The organism is Streptomyces sp. NPDC031474 (assembly GCF_055581185.1).
Window position 1 is genome coordinate 241,187 of record NZ_JBVIJX010000011.1, and the last position, 17,572, is coordinate 258,758.

A 17,572-nucleotide genomic window follows, 5' to 3' on the forward strand; every position below is an offset into this window, starting at 1 on the left:
TGGGGCTACAGTCGTCCCGTCCGTCTCCAACACAGCTGTAGAGAGTGGCGAGCAACCGGTGGACGTGCAGAAGAAGCTCGACGAGATCGTCACGGCGGTCTCCAGTGCCCGGTCGATGCCGATGTCGGCCTCGTGCGTGGTCAACCGCGCGGACCTGCTCGCCCTGCTCGAAGAGGTGCGCGCGGCCCTGCCCGACTCGCTCGCCCAGGCCCAGGAGCTGATCGGCGGCCGGGACCAGATGGTCGAGCAGGCCCGCCAGGAGGCCGAGCGGATCATCTCCACCGCGCACGCCGAGCGCGGCTCCCTCATCTCCGACACCGAGATCGCCCGCCGCTCCCAGGCCGAGGCCGACCGCATCCTCGCCGAGGCCCGCAAGGAGGCCGAGGACGTCCGCGCGGAGGCCGACGACTACGTCGACTCCAAGCTCGCCAACTTCGAGGTCGTCCTCACCAAGACGCTCGGCTCCGTCGGCCGCGGCCGCGAGAAGCTCCTCGGCACCGGCCCGGGCGTCGACGAGAACGGCTACGAGGACGAGGACGCCCCCGAGCGCAGCCACGACCCGGAGACCCTGCGCCGCGACGCCGACACCTACGTCGACACCAAGCTGGGCGCCTTCGAGGCCGTTCTCGCCAAGACCCTGGAGGCGGTCGGCCGCGGCCGTCAGAAGCTGCACGGCCGCATCGCCACGGACGACCTCGGCGCACTCGCCGACGACAGCACGACGTTCCAGCACTCCTCCGACGCCGACTACCTCGCCGACCTGACCGCCCTCGCCGAGCAGGACGCGGCGGCGGCCGGCCAGCCCGCCCAGCAGCCGTACGAGCAGCCGCAGGAGGCCTATGCCTACCAGCAGCAGCCGGACCCGTACGCAGGCGCCTACGGCCGGCAGCAGGGCTACGGCCAGCAGGACGCGTACGGCTACCAGCAGGCCGACCCCTACTCCTCGAACTTCGAATACGGCCAGGGGGCAGGAGCCCCCCACCAGGGCTACGACACCCAGCAGGCGGCCTACGATCCCCACCAGGCCGCGCAACAGCCCCAGCAGCCCCAGCAGTCGCACCAGCCCCAGCAGCACCAGTCCCAGCAGGGGTACGCGCTCGACGAGACCAGCCTCTTCGACACCGGCATGATCAGCGCCGAACAACTGCGCGCCTACGAGCAGGAACGCGGCCTGTAGGACCTTCGGAACGGGGTCGCGCCCACCCGATTGGGCTGTGGGCGAAAGCTCCAGTATCCTGTCTCTTCGGTCGTGTGTGCGCTTCGCTGACTGCGTATACGCCCGCGATCACCGCTGCCCGGGAACACCGAAGGGCGGCGGCCCCGAGCTCAGCAGATCGAAAGCAGGAATGGCCCTGAACGCCCGCCTCGACCACCGCAAGCCTCTCGTGTTCGACCCGCACGAGCTGGGGCGGCGGCCCGGTGCGCTGCAGCGCCTGACCCGCGAGATCGACGCTCCCAAGGATCTCGGGATCCAGGGAGTGATCGGAGTGCCGGAAGGCGCCCCGGTGGAGCTCGAACTCCGGCTCGAGTCGGTCATGGAAGGTGTGCTCGTCACAGGCGCCGCCCGTGCACAGGCCGAGGGGGAGTGCGTAAGGTGTCTGGAGCCGCTGGAGCTGGAGCTCGAAGCGGACTTCCAGGAGATGTTCTCGTACCCTGACGCCGATGACCGGGGCCGCCCCAAGGCGGAGCCGGTCGACGACGCCGAGGAAGACGAGGACAGGCTCTTCATCGAGGACGGCCTGTTCGACCTCGAGCCCGTGCTGCGCGATGCGGTGGTGCTCGCACTGCCGATGCAGCCGGTGTGCCAGGACGACTGCCTGGGCCTGTGCTCCGAGTGCGGAGCGCGGCTCACGGACGACCCGGACCACCACCACGACGCCGTCGACGTTCGTTGGGCGGCACTGCAGGGACTCGCCGGTTCACTCGGAGACGGCGAGAAGGACGAGATGAGCGGCGGCGCGCTTCCTTCAGCGCACGCCGACGAGAAGCAGGAGAAGTAGCCGTGGCTGTTCCGAAGCGGAAGATGTCGCGCAGCAACACGCGCCACCGCCGGTCGCAGTGGAAGGCTGCGGTCCCCACCCTGGTTGCGTGCGAGCGCTGCCACGAGCCCAAGCTGCAGCACATCGCGTGCCCGTCTTGTGGCACCTACAACAAGCGCCAGGTCCTCGAGGTCTGAGCGGCTGGTGAGAGGCTCCATGTCTGACGCCAAGGCGGACACGACCGCCAAGAAAAAGGCGGAGAACACGGCCTCGTCCCACACGCTTCTGGAAGGGCGGCTCGGCTATCAGCTCGAGTCCGCCCTTCTGGTGCGTGCGCTGACCCACCGTTCCTTCGCGTACGAGAACGGCGGCCTGCCGACGAACGAGCGGCTGGAGTTCCTCGGGGACTCCGTGCTCGGCCTCGTCGTCACGGACACGCTGTACCGCACCCACCCCGACCTGCCCGAAGGCCAACTGGCCAAGCTGCGGGCCGCGGTGGTCAACTCGCGTGCGCTGGCGGAGGTCGGTCGTGGCCTCGACCTGGGCTCCTTCATCCGGCTCGGCCGGGGTGAAGAGGGCACGGGCGGCCGGGACAAGGCATCCATCCTCGCCGACACCCTCGAAGCGGTGATCGGCGCGGTCTATCTCGACCAGGGCCTCGACGCGGCCTCCGAACTGGTACACCGCCTGTTCGACCCGCTGATCGAGAAGTCCTCGAACCTCGGCGCCGGCCTGGACTGGAAGACCAGCCTCCAGGAGCTGACCGCGACCGAGGGGCTCGGCGTCCCCGAGTACCTGGTCACGGAGACCGGCCCCGATCACGAGAAGACCTTCACTGCTGCCGCCCGCGTCGGAGGCGTCTCGTACGGCACCGGCACCGGCCGCAGCAAGAAGGAGGCGGAGCAACAGGCCGCCGAGTCCGCCTGGCGCGCGATCCACGCCGCGGCGGACGAGCGTGCCAAGGCGGCGAAGGCGGCACAGGCCGTCGAGACCGTCGACGGCAGCCCGGACCCCGAGTCCGCCTCCGCCTGACGAACAACAGTTCAGTAGAACAGCAGTACGAGACGAGCGCCCGCCCCCGCTGGGAGGCGGGCGTTCCGTACGGGGGATCCCATGCCCGAGTTGCCCGAGGTCGAGGTCGTCCGGCGCGGTCTGGAGCGGTGGGTCGCCCATCGCACGGTCGCCGACGCCGAGGTGCTGCACCCGCGGGCCGTACGCCGTCACCCGGCCGGCGCCGACGACTTCGCGCACCGCCTCAAGGGCCACCGCATCGGCACCCCGAGCCGGCGCGGCAAGTACCTGTGGCTGCCGCTGGAGGACACCGACCAGGCGATCCTGGCCCACCTCGGCATGAGCGGCCAGCTCCTGGTCCAGCCGCACGAGGCCCCCGACGAGAAACACCTGCGCATCCGCGTGCGCTTCGCCGACGAGGTGAACACCGAACTGCGCTTCGTCGACCAGCGCACCTTCGGCGGCCTGTCGCTGCACGACACCACCCCCGACGGCCTGCCGGACGTCATCGCGCACATCGCCCGCGACCCCCTCGACCCGCTGTTCGACGACGAGGCCTTCCACCGGGCGCTGCGCCGCAGACGCACCACCATCAAGCGGGCCCTGCTCGACCAGTCGCTGATCAGCGGCGTCGGCAACATCTACGCGGACGAGGCGCTGTGGCGCGCCCGCCTCCACTACGAGCGTCCGACCGCGACCTTCACGCGCCCGCGCACACTCGAACTCCTGGGCCATGTCCGCGACGTGATGAACGCGGCCCTGGCCGTCGGCGGCACCAGCTTCGACAGCCTCTATGTCAACGTCAACGGCGAGTCGGGCTACTTCGACCGGTCCCTGGACGCGTACGGCCGGGAGGGCCTGCCCTGCAGGCGGTGCGCCACGCCGATGCGCCGGCGCCCGTGGATGAACCGGTCCAGCTACTTCTGCCCGAAGTGTCAGAGGGCGCCGCGCGTCCCGTCGTAGTGCTCGCGGGCCGTCAGGACGTCGCCCATCCGCCCTTCCAGCAGGTGGATGAGGGCGAGGAGGCGCTCGGCCACCTCGCGCCCGAGCGGGGTCAGCTCGTAGTCCACGCGCGGCGGGTTGGTGGGCTGGGCCTCGCGATGCACCAGGCCGTCGCGCTCCAGCGCGTGCAGCGTCTGGGACAGCATCTTCTCGCTCACGCCGTCGACCCGGCGGCGCAGCTCGTTGAAGCGCAGCGAACCCTCGTACAGCGCCCCGAGCGTGAGTCCGCCCCAGCGGCCCGTGACGTGCTCCAGCGTGCCACGCGAGGGGCAGGCCTTGGCGAAGACGTTGAACGGGAGGTCCTGGTCCTCCGCGCGCACGTGGGTGATGTTCATGCCCCAAGCGTACGGCACTGCGCATACCAAAAGGATGCGCTAACTTTTTGTTAGTGCAGGCGATCGGCTGCTGCACGCCTCAGCTGTCGACCGAGGGACCCCGCGTCTTCGTCGCCGGCCGGTCTCCGGCTGCTTGATCGTTTCTGCGGGGTCTGTCGCGCGTGCCTAGTACCCGAAGTCCTGCGTCCACCAGGGTCCGCCGGACCCGAAGTGGACGCCGACGCCCAGCGTCTTGAAGTCGCAGTTCAGGATGTTCGCGCGGTGGCCGGGGCTGTTCATCCAGGCCTCCATGACCGCGGCCGCGTCGGCCTGGCCCCGGGCTATGTTCTCCCCGCCGAGGTCGGATATGCCGGCCTTGGCCGCCCGGTCCCACGGGGTCGCCCCGTCCGGGTCGGTGTGGTCGAAGAACCCCCGCGCCGCCATGTCGTCGCTGAACTTCTCGGCCAGGTTCGACAGTGCGCTGTTCGCGGAGAGGGCGCTGCAGCCGACCTTGGACCGCTCCTCGTTGACGAGTTTCAGCACCTCGGCCGCCGCCTGCGTCTCGGCCGAGACCGTCACCGGCGACTCGGCCCTCTGCGGCGCCTTGGTGACCGTCTTCTTCGACTTGGAAGGAGTGCTCCGCGGCTCCGTCGAAGGCGTGGTCCCAGTGGCCTCCGGCTTCTCGGTGGCCGTCTTGGTCGGCGCCGCCGACGAAGTGGAGACGGAGGGGGTGGGAGAGGCGGGGGACGGCGAGGCGGACCGGCCGGCGTCGCGGCTGGTCGACGTGGAGCCGCGCTCGGGGTCGGCGGAGCCGGACGTGCCGCCCTGCTCGGAGGCGGAGTTGGTCGGCGAGCCGGCGGCCTGGACCTTGTCGCCGGAACCGCTGTCGCCGCCGATGCGGTAGCTGTCGAGACCGGGCACCACACCCGTGGCCACGGCGACGGTGCCGATGGCGACTGCCGCGGACACCCCGAGCAGACCCGACTTGACCGGGGTGACGACCCTCTTCTTCCGGCGTCGGCTCGCACTGCCCCGGCCCGGACCCGCGGGCCCGGACCCGCCGCCCGGCGTGAAGCCGTCGGTCGCGAACACCGCGGTGTCGGCGTGGCCGTACCCGTCGTGGCCGTAGCCGCCGTGGCCGTACCTGTCCTCGGTGGCGAACAGGTACTCCTGGCTCTTCGCGACGGAGTCGGCGTAGGCCTCCGGGTTCAGATACGGCGCGATCCCCGTCGTGGGGCGGTCGCCGGCGTACGAGTCCTGCGGGTTGTTACTGTCCGCGTGCGAGCCGTGCGTCTGTGTGACCCCCGTGGCGCGGCCCGTGGCGGCGCGGCCGGCGGCGGAGCGTCGGTGGCGTCCCATGTCCTTGCCTTCCTCGTCCGAGCGGTGTTCCCAACGGTCGGCCGCAGCCCGGGGCGACGCGCGCCTCCTGGGCCTTCCGGTCAACCTGACTCACCCGATCGAGTGAGTTTCAGATGAGAATCATTGGGTGGGGACGGTACCGCATGGGGCTGAGGGAGGAAGTGCCTCGTGTGACTTTGCCCGGTTAGGTTGCACCCATGAGCGAGGATGTACGGCTGGTCGCCTGGGTGCGCGGACGCGTCCAGGGCGTGGGATTCCGCTGGTTCACGCGGGCCAAGGCCCTGGAGATCGGCGGCCTGAGTGGTTTTGCTCTCAATTTGGCCGACGGACGGGTTCAAGTCGTCGCGGAGGGGACTCGTGAGGGGTGCGAGGGATTGCTGGGGTGGCTCCTGGGTGACGACACGCCCGGGCGCGTGGACGGTGTCACCGAGATCTGGGACACACCGCGCGGCGGCTACGACGGCTTCGCGATCCGCTGAGGAGTCCGCGCTGAGCGGGCCCGGGTAAGCGGAGGGACATGCCACTGGCACCTGCCCCCAGCAGAAAGGGCCAGGTGGTTGCCAAGAACTCCTTGCGGTGGGAGGCTCCGCACGTAAGGATGATCGCCACGCCTCGAGGTCCCCGCAGGAGCCGCAGCGCCGCCGTTTCGGCCGCGCGCCACCGGGATGCCCGCCAATACGGGGCGTGATCGTGTTGACCGTCAAACTTTTTGGTGAGACGCTAAAAGCACCCCGCGCACCTTAGCTGTTTGGCATGGATGAACGGCAGCACGAACAAGATCCTGCCAGGCACCGCGGGTGCGAATCCCTCACGACCCACACCGCTTCGGTCGGTCACTCAGTGTGGAGGACCATCCATCATGGCAAAGGCGCTTCTCGGTTACGTCGGCGGCTCCGACCCGCGACTCCTCGCCGAGATGCGACGGCTCCAGCAGCGTGTACAGGACCTGGAATCCGAGCTCGGACGGATCCAGGCCGAGAACGACGCGCTGACGGCTGCCGCTTCTCACGACTCGCTTCTGGAGAGCATCGACGCACGCCAGGCGGAGCCTGCGCTCACCTGATCGCTGCACCGCTGCACAACGGCACACGCAGTGGTCGGGCGGCTCATATCAACCGCGTCGGACCGCTAAGTTGTCAGAGTTTGCAAGGGACGCTTCGGCGTCCCTTCTTTCTTTGCGCTCCCGCCCCCGTCTTCCAGCCCTTGCTCCGTGCCCCGACTACTCCGTGCCGCGACGTTCGCTCCCCCGCGCACCCTTTCAGTCTCTTAACGTTTGGTGTGCCCTGCGCGTTCATGGGTGAAACCGCGGGTTCATGGAGTGAGACACCCCCGGAAGGTAGAGTCCAGCGCCGTGCACCTCAAGGCCCTGACCCTCCGGGGGTTCAAGTCGTTCGCCTCGGCGACCACGCTCCGGTTCGAACCGGGGATCACGTGTGTCGTCGGTCCGAACGGCTCGGGCAAGTCCAACGTCGTCGACGCCCTCAGCTGGGTCATGGGCGAACAGGGCGCCAAGTCGCTGCGCGGCGGCAAGATGGAGGACGTCATCTTCGCCGGCACCACCGGGCGCCCCCCGCTGGGCCGCGCCGAGGTGTCCCTGACCATCGACAACTCCGACGGCGCGCTGCCCATCGAGTACGCCGAGGTCACCATCACGCGGATCATGTTCCGCAACGGTGGCAGCGAATACCAGATCAACGGTGACACCTGCCGCCTCCTCGACATCCAGGACCTGCTGTCCGACTCCGGCATCGGCCGCGAGATGCACGTCATCGTCGGCCAGGGACAGCTCGACTCCGTCCTGCACGCCGACCCCATGGGCCGCCGCGCCTTCATCGAGGAGGCGGCGGGCGTCCTCAAGCACCGCAAGCGCAAGGAGAAGGCCCTCCGCAAGCTGGACGCGATGCAGGCCAACCTCGCGCGGGTGCAGGACCTGACCGACGAACTCCGGCGTCAGCTCAAGCCCCTGGGCCGCCAGGCGGCGGTGGCGAGAAGGGCCGCCGTCATCCAGGCGGACCTCAGGGACGCCCGGCTCCGCCTGCTGGCCGACGATCTCGTACGGCTGCGGGAGGCCCTGCGGACCGAGGTCGCCGACGAGGCCGCCCTCAAGGAGCGCAAGGAAGCCGCCGAGCAGGAGCTGAGGAAGGCCCTCCAGCGCGAAGCCCTCCTGGAGGACGAGGTCCGGCAGCTGACGCCGCGCCTCCAGCGCGCTCAGCAGACCTGGTACGAACTGTCCCAGCTCGCCGAACGCGTCCGCGGCACGGTCTCGCTCGCCGACGCGCGCGTGAAGAGCGCCACCTCCACGCCCCCGGAGGAGCGCCGCGGGCGTGACCCCGAGGACATGGAGCGGGAGGCCGCCCGCGTCCGCGAGCAGGAGGCCGAGCTGGAGGCCGCCCTGGAAGCGGCCCAGCACGCCCTGGACGACACCGTCGCCCACCGCGCCGACCTGGAGCGGGAGCTCGCCGCCGAGGAACGCCGCCTCAAGGACGTCGCCCGGGCCATCGCCGACCGCCGCGAGGGCCTGGCCCGGCTGAACGGCCAGGTCAACGCGGCCCGTTCACGCGCCGCCTCCGCCCAGGCCGAGATCGACCGCCTGGCCGCCGCCCGCGACGAGGCCCAGGAACGGGCCGTCACCGCGCAGGAGGAGTACGAGGCCCTGAAGGCGGAGGTCGACGGCCTCGACGCCGGCGATCAGGAACTGGGCGAACAGCACGAGACGGCCAGGCGGCGGCTCGCCGAGGCGGAGGCCGCCCTCACCGCCGCCCGCGAGGCGGCCACGACAGCCGAACGCCGGCGCGCCGCGACGCAGGCCCGCCACGAGACCCTGGCGCTGGGCCTGCGCCGCAAGGACGGCACGGGCGCGCTGCTCGGCGCCCGGGACCGCCTCGGCGGCCTGCTGGGCCCGGCGGCCGAACTGCTGACGGTGACCCCGGGATACGAGGTCCCGCTCGCCGCCGCCTTCGGGGCCGCGGCGGACGCCCTCGCCGTGACCACCCCGTCCGCCGCCGCCGAAGCGATTCGCCTCCTGCGCAAACAGGACGCCGGCCGGGCGCCGCTGCTGCTCAGCGGCGCCCCCGAGGCCGCGGCGCAGGAGTCACGGCCGGACGGCCCGCCGTACGCCGCCGATCTTGTCCGTGGCCCCTTGGAGCTGATGCCCGCCGTGCGGCGGCTGCTGCGGGGGATCGTCGTCGTCGGCACGCTGGAGGACGCCGAGGAACTCGTCTACGCGCGGCCCGACCTCACCGCCGTCACCGCCGAGGGCGACCTGCTCGGGGCGCACTTCGCGCACGGAGGGTCGGCCGGGGCGCCGTCGCTGCTGGAGGTGCAGGCGTCGGTCGACGAGGCCGCCGCCGAGCTCGAAGAGCTGGCCGTGCGGTGCGAGGAGTTGACCCGGGCGCAGCACACGGCCGGTCAGCGGCGCAAGGAATCCGCCGCGCTCGTCGAGGAGTTGGGGGAGCGGCGGCGGGCCGCCGACCGGGAGAAGTCGGCCGTGGCCCAGCAGCTCGGGCGGCTCGCGGGCCAGGCGAGGGGCGCCGCGGGCGAGGCCGAGCGGTCCACTGCCGCCGCGGCGCGGGCGCAGGAGGCGCTCGACAAGGCCGTGGAAGATGCCGAGGTGCTCGCCGAACGGCTGGCCGTCGCCGAGGAGATGCCGGTCGAGGAGGAGCCCGACACCTCCGTGCGGGACCGGCTCGCCGCCGACGGGGCCAACGCACGCCAGACCGAGATGGAGGCGCGGCTCCAGGTCCGTACGCACGAGGAGCGGGTCAAGGGGCTGGCCGGACGGGCCGACTCGCTGGACCGGGCCGCGCGGGCGGAACGCGAGGCACGCGCGCGTGCCGAGCAGCGGCGGGAGCGGCTGCGGCACGAGGCCGCCGTCGCGCAGGCCGTGGGCTCCGGCGCGCGGCAGCTGCTCGCGCACGTCGAGGTGTCCCTCGGGCGGGCCGAGGCGGAGCGGGTCGCCGCCGACGCGGCCAAGGCGCGGCGCGAGCAGGAACTGGCCGCCGCCCGCACCGCCGGGCGCGATCTCAAGGCCGAACTCGACAAGCTGACGGACTCGGTCCACCGGGGTGAGGTGCTCGGCGCGGAGAAGCGGATGCGGATCGAGCAGCTGGAGACCAAGGCGCTGGAGGAGCTGGGCGTGGAGAGCGCCGGGCTGGTCTCCGAGTACGGGCCGCATCAGCTCGTGCCCCCCTCGCCGCCCGCCGAGGGGGAGCAGCTCCCCGAGGACCCCGAGGACCCGCGCAACCAGCCGAGACCGTTCGTGCGGGCCGAGCAGGAGAAGCGGCTGAAGGCGGCCGAGCGGGCGTATCAGCAGCTCGGCAAGGTGAACCCGCTGGCCCTGGAGGAGTTCTCCGCGCTGGAGGAACGGCACAAGTTCCTCAGCGAGCAGCTGGAGGACCTCAAGAAGACCCGCGCCGACCTGCTTCAGGTGGTGAAGGAGGTCGACGAGCGCGTCGAGCAGGTCTTCACCGAGGCGTTCCGGGACACGGCGAGACAGTTCGAGGGGGTCTTCAGCCGGCTGTTCCCCGGTGGGGAAGGCCGGCTGATCCTGACCGATCCCGACAACATGCTCACCACGGGTGTGGACGTGGAGGCCCGGCCGCCGGGCAAGAAGGTCAAGCGGCTCAGCCTGCTCTCCGGCGGCGAGCGGTCGCTGACCGCCGTCGCGATGCTGGTGTCGATCTTCAAGGCCCGACCCAGCCCGTTCTACGTCATGGACGAGGTCGAGGCCGCCCTCGACGACACCAACCTGCAGCGGCTCATCCGCATCATGCAGGAGCTGCAGGAGTCCTCGCAGCTGATCGTGATCACGCACCAGAAGCGCACGATGGAGGTCGCCGACGCGCTGTACGGCGTGTCCATGCAGGGCGACGGAGTGTCGAAGGTGATCAGTCAGCGCCTCCGCTGACCCCATATGCGTTCAAGAAGTGAACGAATGTGACCCTCTCATGTCTGCGATCTCACAATTCCCCCCGTTTGATTTTGAGACTTGAAGGCATAGTCTCTGAAACGTCGAATTTACCTTCAGGTACCACCTATCTGGGGGTCCCACGAGGGAGTGGAACGTGAGCACAGCGCAGGCACAACAGTCAGGAGCCAAGGCGGCTCACCCCGATCATCTCGGGCACGTCATCTTCATCGCGGCGGCGGCCGCGATGGGCGGCTTCCTCTTCGGCTACGACAGCTCCGTCATCAACGGCGCCGTCGAGGCGATCAGGGACCGCTACGACGTCGGCTCCGCGGCCCTGGCGCAGGTCATCGCCATCGCCCTGATCGGCTGCGCCATCGGCGCCGCCTACGCCGGACGGATCGCCGACCGCATCGGCCGTATCCGGGTCATGCAGATCGCCGCCGTGCTGTTCACCGTCAGCGCCGTCGGCTCGGCCCTGCCCTTCGCGCTGTGGGACTTCGCCATGTGGCGCGTCGTCGGCGGCTTCGCCATCGGCATGGCCTCCGTCATCGGCCCCGCCTACATCGCCGAGGTCGCCCCGCCCGCCTACCGCGGCCGCCTCGGCTCCTTCCAGCAGGCCGCCATCGTCATCGGCATCGCCATCTCGCAGCTGGTCAACTGGGGCCTGCTGAACTCCGCCGGCGGCGACCAGCGCGGCAAGCTCATGGGCCTGGAGGCCTGGCAGGTCATGCTCGGCGTGATGGTCGTCCCGGCCGTCCTCTACGGCCTGCTCTCCTTCGCCATCCCCGAGTCCCCCCGCTTCCTGATCTCCGTCGGCAAGCACGACCGCGCCCGCGAGATCCTCGAAGAGGTCGAGGGCAACAGCTCCGACCTGGACGCCCGCGTCACCGAGATCGAGCACGCCATGAAGAGCGAGCACAAGTCCACCTTCAAGGACCTGCTCGGCGGCGGCTTCTTCTTCAAGCCGATCGTCTGGATCGGCATCGGCCTGTCGGTCTTCCAGCAGTTCGTCGGCATCAACGTCGCGTTCTACTACTCCTCGACGCTGTGGCAGTCGGTCGGCGTCGACCCGACGGACTCGTTCTTCTACTCCTTCACGACCTCGATCATCAACATCGTCGGCACCGTGATCGCGATGATCTTCGTGGACCGCGTCGGCCGCAAGCCGCTCGCCCTCATCGGCTCCGTCGGCATGGTCGTCGGCCTCGCGCTGGAGGCCTGGGCGTTCAGCTTCGACCTGGTCGACGGCAAGCTCCCGGCCACGCAGGGCTGGATCGCCCTGATCGCCGCCCATGTGTTCGTCCTCTTCTTCGCGCTGTCCTGGGGTGTCGTCGTCTGGGTCTTCCTCGGCGAGATGTTCCCCAACCGGATCCGCGCCGCCGCCCTGGGCGTGGCCGCCTCCGCACAGTGGATCGCCAACTGGGCCATCACGGCGAGCTTCCCGTCCCTGGCCGACTGGAACCTCTCCGTGACCTACGTGATCTACACGGTCTTCGCCGCGCTCTCCATCCCGTTCGTCCTCAAGTACGTCAAGGAGACGAAGGGCAAGGCGCTGGAGGAGATGGGCTGAGCCTCGTACAGGAGGCTCCCCTCAAGCTCGAGGAGCCGGGCCAAGTCCCCGCTGCCCGCTCCTCGACACCCGTAGGACGTACTGCCCCGGCTCACCCCCCGAGCCGGGGCAGTACGTTTTCGCAGAACAACCGCAGACTCCGCCACCCCTCCGCCACCGGCATCCCGCCCGCCAGCGGATGCAGGACCAGATTGTCGAGGTCCTGCGCCACACACGCGTCCGGCGTGAGAATCCGGTACACGCCCTCGTCCCGGAGTTCCTCGACCGTCATCGCCCCCGACTTCACCGCCGAGCGGATCTCGCCGGACTGCCAGGAGGCGTACGTCCGTGCCTCGTGCAGGAAGTGATCGCCGTACGCGGCCCACGCCCGGTCCGGATCCTCGGCGACGTGCAGCAACGGCGTCTCGGTGCCCGGCATCATCGTCCACCCCGACGTCCCGTACTCCACGAGCCGCTCCTTGTAGTACGCCTCCAGCTCCGGAAGGTGCGCGCTCGGGAAGAACGGCAGCCCGAGCCGGGCGGCCCGCCGGGCGGCGGCCTTCGACGAGCCGCCGACCAGCAGGAGGGGGTGCGGTTCGGACGCGGGGCGCGGGGTGACCCGTACCGTACGGCCGCGATACTCGAACTCCTCGCCGGTCCAGGCCTTCAGCACGGTCTCCAGCAGCTCGTCCTGAAGCCGGCCCCGCCGCTTCCAGTCCACCCCGGCCCGCGCGTACTCCTCGGGCCGGTAGCCGATCCCGGCGACCGTGACCAGCCGGCCGCCGCTCAGCAGATCGAGCACGGCGATGTCCTCAGCGAGCCGCAGCGGATCGTGCAGTGGGCCGATGACGGCGGAAACGGTCACCGCCAGCCGCCGGGTCGCACCGAGCACCGCGCCCGCGAAGGCGAACGGCGACGGCAGCCAGTTGTTCTCGACGCCGTGATGCTCCTCGGTCTGCAGGAGGGTCACCCCGTGCTCGTCGGCATACGCGGCCATCTCCAGCGCGGCCCGGTAACGCTCGCCGAGCTCGGCGGGGGTCGCACCGGGAGCGACGAGGTTGAAACGAACGACGGTGACGGGCATGAGGGCCCCCTTCGGCGGATGTGTGGGGGACCGTAGCTGACGCAGTGTCAGATGGCCATGGGTCGGCCGACTGACGCGCCGCCGGGCCGCCACCCGCCGCAGCGGAGAAAGGTCACGCCATACTGGAGGCGTTATGGAAACCGTCATCCTTGCTGTAGTCATCGCCGTGGTCGTGCTCGCGGTGCTCGGCGGGCTCGTCGTCGGCAGTCGACGGAAGAAGTCGCTGCCCCCGCCGCCCCCCACCGCGCCCGACCTCACCGCCCCTCCGGCCGAACCGCACGTCGGCGACGAGGCCGAGACGCCGCGCGACGAACCGCGCCGCACGATCGAGGAGGTGGATCTTCCCGACGGCGGCTCGACCGGCGTCGCCGTCGAGGAACCGCCTGCCCTCGAGGTCCCCGAGCTCGAGATCCCGGAGCCCACCGAGGGGCGGCTGATCCGCCTCCGCGCCCGCCTCTCCCGCTCGCAGAACGCCCTCGGCAAGGGGCTGCTCACGCTGCTCTCACGTGAGCACCTCGACGACGACACCTGGGAGGAGATCGAGGACACGCTGCTCACCGCCGACGTCGGCGTGACCCCCACCCAGGAGCTGGTCGAGCGGCTGCGCGAGCGCGTCAGGGTGCTCGGCACCCGCACCCCCGAGGAGCTGCGCGCCCTGCTGCGCGAGGAGCTGCTCAAGCTGGTCGGCACCGAGGTCGACCGCACCGTGAAGACCGAGCCCGAGGACCGCAAGCCCGGCATCGTGATGGTCGTCGGGGTCAACGGCACCGGCAAGACCACCACCACCGGCAAGCTCGCGCGCGTGCTCGTCGCCGACGGGCGGACCGTCGTCCTCGGCGCCGCCGACACCTTCCGCGCCGCCGCCGCCGACCAGCTCCAGACCTGGGGCGAGCGGGTCGGCGCCCACACCGTGCGTGGCCCCGAGGCCGGCGACCCCGCCTCCGTCGCGTTCGACGCGGTGAAGGAGGGCAAGGAGATGGGCGTCGACGTCGTCCTCATCGACACCGCCGGACGGCTGCACACCAAGACCGGGCTCATGGACGAGCTCGGCAAGGTCAAGCGGGTCGTCGAAAAGCACGCCCCGCTCGACGAGGTGCTGCTCGTCCTCGACGCCACCACCGGGCAGAACGGCCTCGTCCAGGCCCGGGTCTTCGCCGAGGTCGTCGACATCACCGGCATCGTCCTGACCAAGCTGGACGGTACGGCGAAGGGCGGCATCGTGGTCGCCGTCCAGCGCGAGCTCGGCGTCCCGGTCAAGCTCATCGGACTCGGCGAGGGCGCGGACGACCTGGCGCCGTTCGAGCCGGAGGCGTTCGTTGACGCCCTTATCGGAGACTGACCGACCCCCTACCGACCTTGGCACGACCGCGAGAAGCGCCCGCCCCAGCCGCACTGGGAGCGGGCGCTTCGGCGTGTACGACCGTTCGGCCGGTGCGTGTGGTGCTGTGGTGCGCGGTGTGCGGCTACGCGCGTGACCGATGGGCGACGTACGCCAGCGTCCCCAGCAGCAGGCGGGCCTCCGGGGGCCGGGTCGCCGCGTCCAGGGCGGGTGGGCGCAGCCAGCGGACCGGGCCGAGGCCGCCGCGGTCGGAGGGCGGGGCCGTGATGTGCGTACCGGGGCCGAGCCCGCGCAGGTCGAGGGCGGCCGGGTCGTCCCAGCCCATGCGGTAGAGGAGGTCGGTCAGCTCGGCGGCGGCGCCGGGGGCGACGAAGAACTGGGTGCGGCCCTCGGGGGTGGCGGTGACCGGGCCCAGCGGGAGGCCCATGCGCTCCAGGCGGACCAGGGCGCGGCGGCCGGCGGGCTCCGCGACGTCGATCACGTCGAACGCATGCCCGACGGGCAGCATGACCGCGGCCCCGGGGAACTCCCCCCAGGTCCTGCTCACGTCGTCGAGGGTGGCTCCGGCGGGGACCCGGGGGGCGAACTCCAGGGGATGCGCGCCGGGCTCGCCGCATGCGGGGCGCCCGCACGAGCAGGCGCCCGCCGAGGCCCGTGCGCCCGGCACCGCGTCCCAGCCCCACAGCCCCGTGAACTCGGCGACGGCGGTGCACTCGGACGAGCGACCGCGCCTGCGCGCGCCGGAGCGGATCTCGCGAATGCCGCCGATCGTGAAGCCCATGCCCCCTCCAACGGGTCCGACGCGCCAGTGGTTACGTAATGAACGCATGTAGTAACTGTGCGTGCTCACGCTGCCCCGTGGCCGCCCTGTGCGGGCAGCGCCCTGAAGCGCTCCGGGTGGTGTGCTCGACCGTGTGCGCCCCTGAGTGCTTCGCTCCGCTCATTCCAGGCCGTTCCGTGTCAAGTGAATCGCGTACAGGCCGCCGGGAGTTCATCCGAAGGGGTGGCGAATGGTGGCGATTCCGGGATCGCCATGGCTGGGGGCGTGATCGTGGGATTACTTTGAGTGTGCAGGTCCTGGAGGCACATGCGCTCGTGGGTATGCCGGAGGCAAGTCGGCTCTCCGTTCGAAGGGTGACAAGTACCGGACGGCAGGCCGTATTTACCGGCATTCTGATAAGGCTTGGCGCACTCAGTGACAAGTGGTCTCAGGGAGTGGGGGCGTTCCAGTGGGCGGCAACGGCGGAAGCGGAAACAACGCTGCGAGCGCGGACAAGCGCCCGAACGAGCTGCTCACGTCGTGGTTCGTGCGCAGCGGCTGGTCGAAGGGTGAACTGGCCCGTCAAGTCAACCGTCGGGCACGCCAGTTGGGCGCCAACCACATCTCCACGGACACCTCGCGCGTGCGCCGCTGGCTGGACGGCGAGAACCCCCGCGAGCCCATCCCCAGGATCCTGTCCGAGCTGTTCTCGGAGCGGTTCGGCTGTGTCGTCTCCGTCGAGGACCTCGGGCTGCGCTCGGCGCGCCAGGCGCCCTCGGCGACCGGCGTCGACCTGCCGTGGACGGCCCCGCAGACGGTGGCCCAGCTCAGCGAGTTCTCGCGCAGCGACCTGATGCTCGCGCGGCGCGGCTTCCTCGGGACCTCGCTGGCCCTGTGCGCGGGACCGTCCCTCATCGAGCCCATGCAGCGCTGGCTCGTCCCCTCGCCGCCCGCCCCGTCGGCGGAACCCGACTCGGTCCCCACCAGCCGGGCCCGCGGCCGGCTCTCCCGGCCCGAGCTGGACCTGCTGGAGTCCACCACCGTGATGTTCCGCCAGTGGGACGCGCAGTGCGGCGGCGGTCTGCGCCGCAAGGCGGTCGTCGGACAGCTGCACGAGGTGACGGACCTCCTCCAGGAGCCCCAGCCCGGGGCCACCGCGAGAAGGCTCTTCAAGGTCGCCGCCGAGCTGGCGGAGCTCGCCGGCTGGATGAGTTACGACGTCGGGCTCCAGCCGACCGCGCAGAAGTACTTCGTCCTCGCCCTGCACGCCGCCAAGGAGGCCGGTGACCGGCCCCTCGGCAGTTACGTGCTGTCCAGCATGAGCCGCCAGATGATCCACCTCGGCCGGCCCGAGGACGCGCTGGAGCTGATCCACCTCGCGCAGTACGGCAGCCGGGACTGCGCGAGCCCGCGCACCCAGTCCATGCTGTATGCGATGGAGGCCCGCGCCTACGCCAACATGGGGCAGCCCGGGCGGTGCAAGCGGGCGGTGCGGATGGCCGAGGACACCTTCGCCGAGGCGGACGAGTGGGACGAGCCCGACCCCGACTGGATCCAGTTCTTCTCCGAGGCCGAGCTGTACGGCGAGAACAGCCACTCCTTCCGTGACCTGGCCTATGTGGCCGGCCGCAGCCCCACCTACGCCTCGCTGGCCGAGCCCCTGATGAGCAAGGCCGTGCAGAAGTTCGCCGGGGACACCGACCACCAGCGGTCCTACGTGCTGAACCTGATCGGCATGGCCACGGTCCATCTGCTGCAGCGTGAGCCCGAGCAGAGCGCCACCCTGGCCACCCAGGCCATGAAGGAGGCCAAGAAGGTGCGCTCCGAGCGCGTCAACACTCGTATTCGAAAGACCGTCGACGGCGCGGTGCGCGAGTTCGGGGATCTCACCGAGGTCGTGGACCTGACCGAGCGGCTCACCATCGAGCTGCCGGAGACGGCCGAAGCGGTCTGAACCAGCTGATCCACCGAGTAAAACCCGAGAACCCCGGCCGCGGCCGGCCCTCCCGAACTGCCCGACTCGGCTCCCCCATGCCTGGTCATCGGAAGGCCGACCGCGGCCGGTTCTCTGCCTTCTCCGAAGGTTGCGCCACGATAACGATCGATTCCGACAGAATCCGGCAGTTCATCGACGCGTAACACGCACGGCGTCTTCGTCACGGCGGCGAAACAACCAGGGGCTTCCACCGAAACCGCGCTGCGTCAATCTCATGGCGCATAACCGGCCCACCCCTCACGAACCCGCTCTGGCTTCGCCCGCACGGGG

The 17,572-nt window shown here is 70.7% G+C and carries 15 protein-coding genes; 11 read left to right on the top strand and 4 right to left on the bottom strand.

Going from position 1 to position 17,572, the window contains the following annotated elements; all coding sequences use genetic code 11:
• The first annotated feature begins 58 nt into the window (after positions 1 to 58).
• The 5 genes from ACZ5SK_RS24615 (at position 59) to mutM (ending at position 3,953) form a co-directional block, all read left to right on the top strand.
• Positions 59 to 1,177 (top strand): cell division initiation protein, encoded by a 1,119-nt coding sequence (locus ACZ5SK_RS24615; protein WP_457494180.1) that lies wholly within the window; start codon positions 59 to 61, stop codon positions 1,175 to 1,177.
• 169 nt (positions 1,178 to 1,346) lie between these two features.
• Positions 1,347 to 2,000 carry a YceD family protein gene (locus ACZ5SK_RS24620; RefSeq protein ID WP_468576603.1) on the top strand — a complete coding sequence of 218 codons (654 nt, stop codon included), beginning with the start codon at positions 1,347 to 1,349 and terminating at the stop codon, positions 1,998 to 2,000.
• 2 nt (positions 2,001 to 2,002) lie between these two features.
• Positions 2,003 to 2,176 (top strand): 50S ribosomal protein L32, encoded by a 174-nt coding sequence (gene rpmF / locus ACZ5SK_RS24625; protein WP_007493396.1) that lies wholly within the window; start codon positions 2,003 to 2,005, stop codon positions 2,174 to 2,176.
• 19 nt (positions 2,177 to 2,195) lie between these two features.
• Positions 2,196 to 3,011: a ribonuclease III gene (gene rnc, locus ACZ5SK_RS24630; protein WP_443041223.1), complete on the top strand. Its 816-nt coding sequence runs from the start codon at positions 2,196 to 2,198 to the stop codon at positions 3,009 to 3,011.
• Between the two features lie 81 nt (positions 3,012 to 3,092).
• Positions 3,093 to 3,953 carry a bifunctional DNA-formamidopyrimidine glycosylase/DNA-(apurinic or apyrimidinic site) lyase gene (gene mutM, locus ACZ5SK_RS24635; RefSeq protein ID WP_334576930.1) on the top strand — a complete coding sequence of 287 codons (861 nt, stop codon included), beginning with the start codon at positions 3,093 to 3,095 and terminating at the stop codon, positions 3,951 to 3,953.
• Here mutM and ACZ5SK_RS24640 read toward each other — a convergent pair.
• Positions 3,926 to 4,327: a winged helix-turn-helix transcriptional regulator gene (locus ACZ5SK_RS24640; RefSeq protein ID WP_334576928.1), complete on the bottom strand. Its 402-nt coding sequence runs from the start codon at positions 4,325 to 4,327 to the stop codon at positions 3,926 to 3,928. The two genes, mutM and ACZ5SK_RS24640, sit on opposite strands and share 28 nt — an antisense overlap.
• Before the next feature lie 165 nt (positions 4,328 to 4,492).
• A complete protein-coding gene (locus tag ACZ5SK_RS24645) occupies positions 4,493 to 5,665 on the bottom strand; it encodes a CAP domain-containing protein (RefSeq protein WP_334576926.1) in 1,173 nt (390 codons plus the stop codon).
• Positions 5,666 to 5,862: 197 nt separating this feature from the next.
• Between ACZ5SK_RS24645 and ACZ5SK_RS24650 the strand changes: the two genes are divergently transcribed.
• The 4 genes from ACZ5SK_RS24650 to ACZ5SK_RS24665 all read left to right on the top strand — a co-directional run bounded on the left by ACZ5SK_RS24650 (position 5,863) and on the right by ACZ5SK_RS24665 (position 12,144).
• Positions 5,863 to 6,144 (top strand): acylphosphatase, encoded by a 282-nt coding sequence (locus ACZ5SK_RS24650; RefSeq protein WP_079659247.1) that lies wholly within the window; start codon positions 5,863 to 5,865, stop codon positions 6,142 to 6,144.
• 380 nt (positions 6,145 to 6,524) lie between these two features.
• Entirely contained in the window at positions 6,525 to 6,728 is a 204-nt protein-coding gene (locus ACZ5SK_RS24655) for a hypothetical protein (protein ID WP_079659246.1), read from the top strand.
• Between the two features lie 288 nt (positions 6,729 to 7,016).
• Positions 7,017 to 10,571 (top strand): chromosome segregation protein SMC, encoded by a 3,555-nt coding sequence (gene smc, locus ACZ5SK_RS24660; protein WP_334576922.1) that lies wholly within the window; start codon positions 7,017 to 7,019, stop codon positions 10,569 to 10,571.
• Positions 10,572 to 10,728: 157 nt separating this feature from the next.
• Complete coding sequence (locus ACZ5SK_RS24665) at positions 10,729 to 12,144, top strand: sugar porter family MFS transporter (protein WP_334576920.1); 1,416 nt, start codon at positions 10,729 to 10,731, stop codon at positions 12,142 to 12,144.
• A gap of 91 nt (positions 12,145 to 12,235) precedes the next feature.
• Here the strand turns inward: ACZ5SK_RS24665 and ACZ5SK_RS24670 are convergent, their stop codons facing one another.
• Entirely contained in the window at positions 12,236 to 13,207 is a 972-nt protein-coding gene (locus tag ACZ5SK_RS24670) for an LLM class flavin-dependent oxidoreductase (protein WP_361705104.1), read from the bottom strand.
• Positions 13,208 to 13,340: 133 nt separating this feature from the next.
• Between ACZ5SK_RS24670 and ftsY the strand changes: the two genes are divergently transcribed.
• A complete protein-coding gene (gene ftsY / locus ACZ5SK_RS24675) occupies positions 13,341 to 14,546 on the top strand; it encodes a signal recognition particle-docking protein FtsY (protein WP_334576916.1) in 1,206 nt (401 codons plus the stop codon).
• A 124-nt stretch (positions 14,547 to 14,670) separates the two neighbouring features.
• Here the strand turns inward: ftsY and ACZ5SK_RS24680 are convergent, their stop codons facing one another.
• Positions 14,671 to 15,327 carry a bifunctional DNA primase/polymerase gene (locus tag ACZ5SK_RS24680; protein ID WP_334576914.1) on the bottom strand — a complete coding sequence of 219 codons (657 nt, stop codon included), beginning with the start codon at positions 15,325 to 15,327 and terminating at the stop codon, positions 14,671 to 14,673.
• A gap of 448 nt (positions 15,328 to 15,775) precedes the next feature.
• Between ACZ5SK_RS24680 and nsdA the strand changes: the two genes are divergently transcribed.
• The gene (nsdA, locus tag ACZ5SK_RS24685; protein ID WP_334576912.1) at positions 15,776 to 17,260 is read left to right on the top strand and encodes a transcriptional repressor NsdA; all 1,485 of its coding nucleotides are present in this window, start codon (positions 15,776 to 15,778) and stop codon (positions 17,258 to 17,260) included.
• Positions 17,261 to 17,572 lie beyond the last annotated feature (312 nt).

Bases quoted from the DNA above. Each gene is read 5' to 3' on its own strand.
- ACZ5SK_RS24620 (WP_468576603.1), top strand. From the start codon at position 1,347: ATGGCCCTGAACGCCCGCCTCGACCACCGCAAGCCTCTCGTGTTCGAC.
- ACZ5SK_RS24645 (WP_334576926.1), bottom strand. From the start codon at position 5,665: ATGGGACGCCACCGACGCTCCGCCGCCGGCCGCGCCGCCACGGGCCGC.
- ftsY (WP_334576916.1), top strand. From the start codon at position 13,341: ATGGAAACCGTCATCCTTGCTGTAGTCATCGCCGTGGTCGTGCTCGCG.
- ACZ5SK_RS24680 (WP_334576914.1), bottom strand. From the start codon at position 15,327: ATGGGCTTCACGATCGGCGGCATTCGCGAGATCCGCTCCGGCGCGCGC.
- rnc (WP_443041223.1), top strand. From the start codon at position 2,196: ATGTCTGACGCCAAGGCGGACACGACCGCCAAGAAAAAGGCGGAGAAC.
- ACZ5SK_RS24670 (WP_361705104.1), bottom strand. From the start codon at position 13,207: ATGCCCGTCACCGTCGTTCGTTTCAACCTCGTCGCTCCCGGTGCGACC.
- ACZ5SK_RS24640 (WP_334576928.1), bottom strand. From the start codon at position 4,327: ATGAACATCACCCACGTGCGCGCGGAGGACCAGGACCTCCCGTTCAAC.
- ACZ5SK_RS24655 (WP_079659246.1), top strand. From the start codon at position 6,525: ATGGCAAAGGCGCTTCTCGGTTACGTCGGCGGCTCCGACCCGCGACTC.
- ACZ5SK_RS24650 (WP_079659247.1), top strand. From the start codon at position 5,863: ATGAGCGAGGATGTACGGCTGGTCGCCTGGGTGCGCGGACGCGTCCAG.
- mutM (WP_334576930.1), top strand. From the start codon at position 3,093: ATGCCCGAGTTGCCCGAGGTCGAGGTCGTCCGGCGCGGTCTGGAGCGG.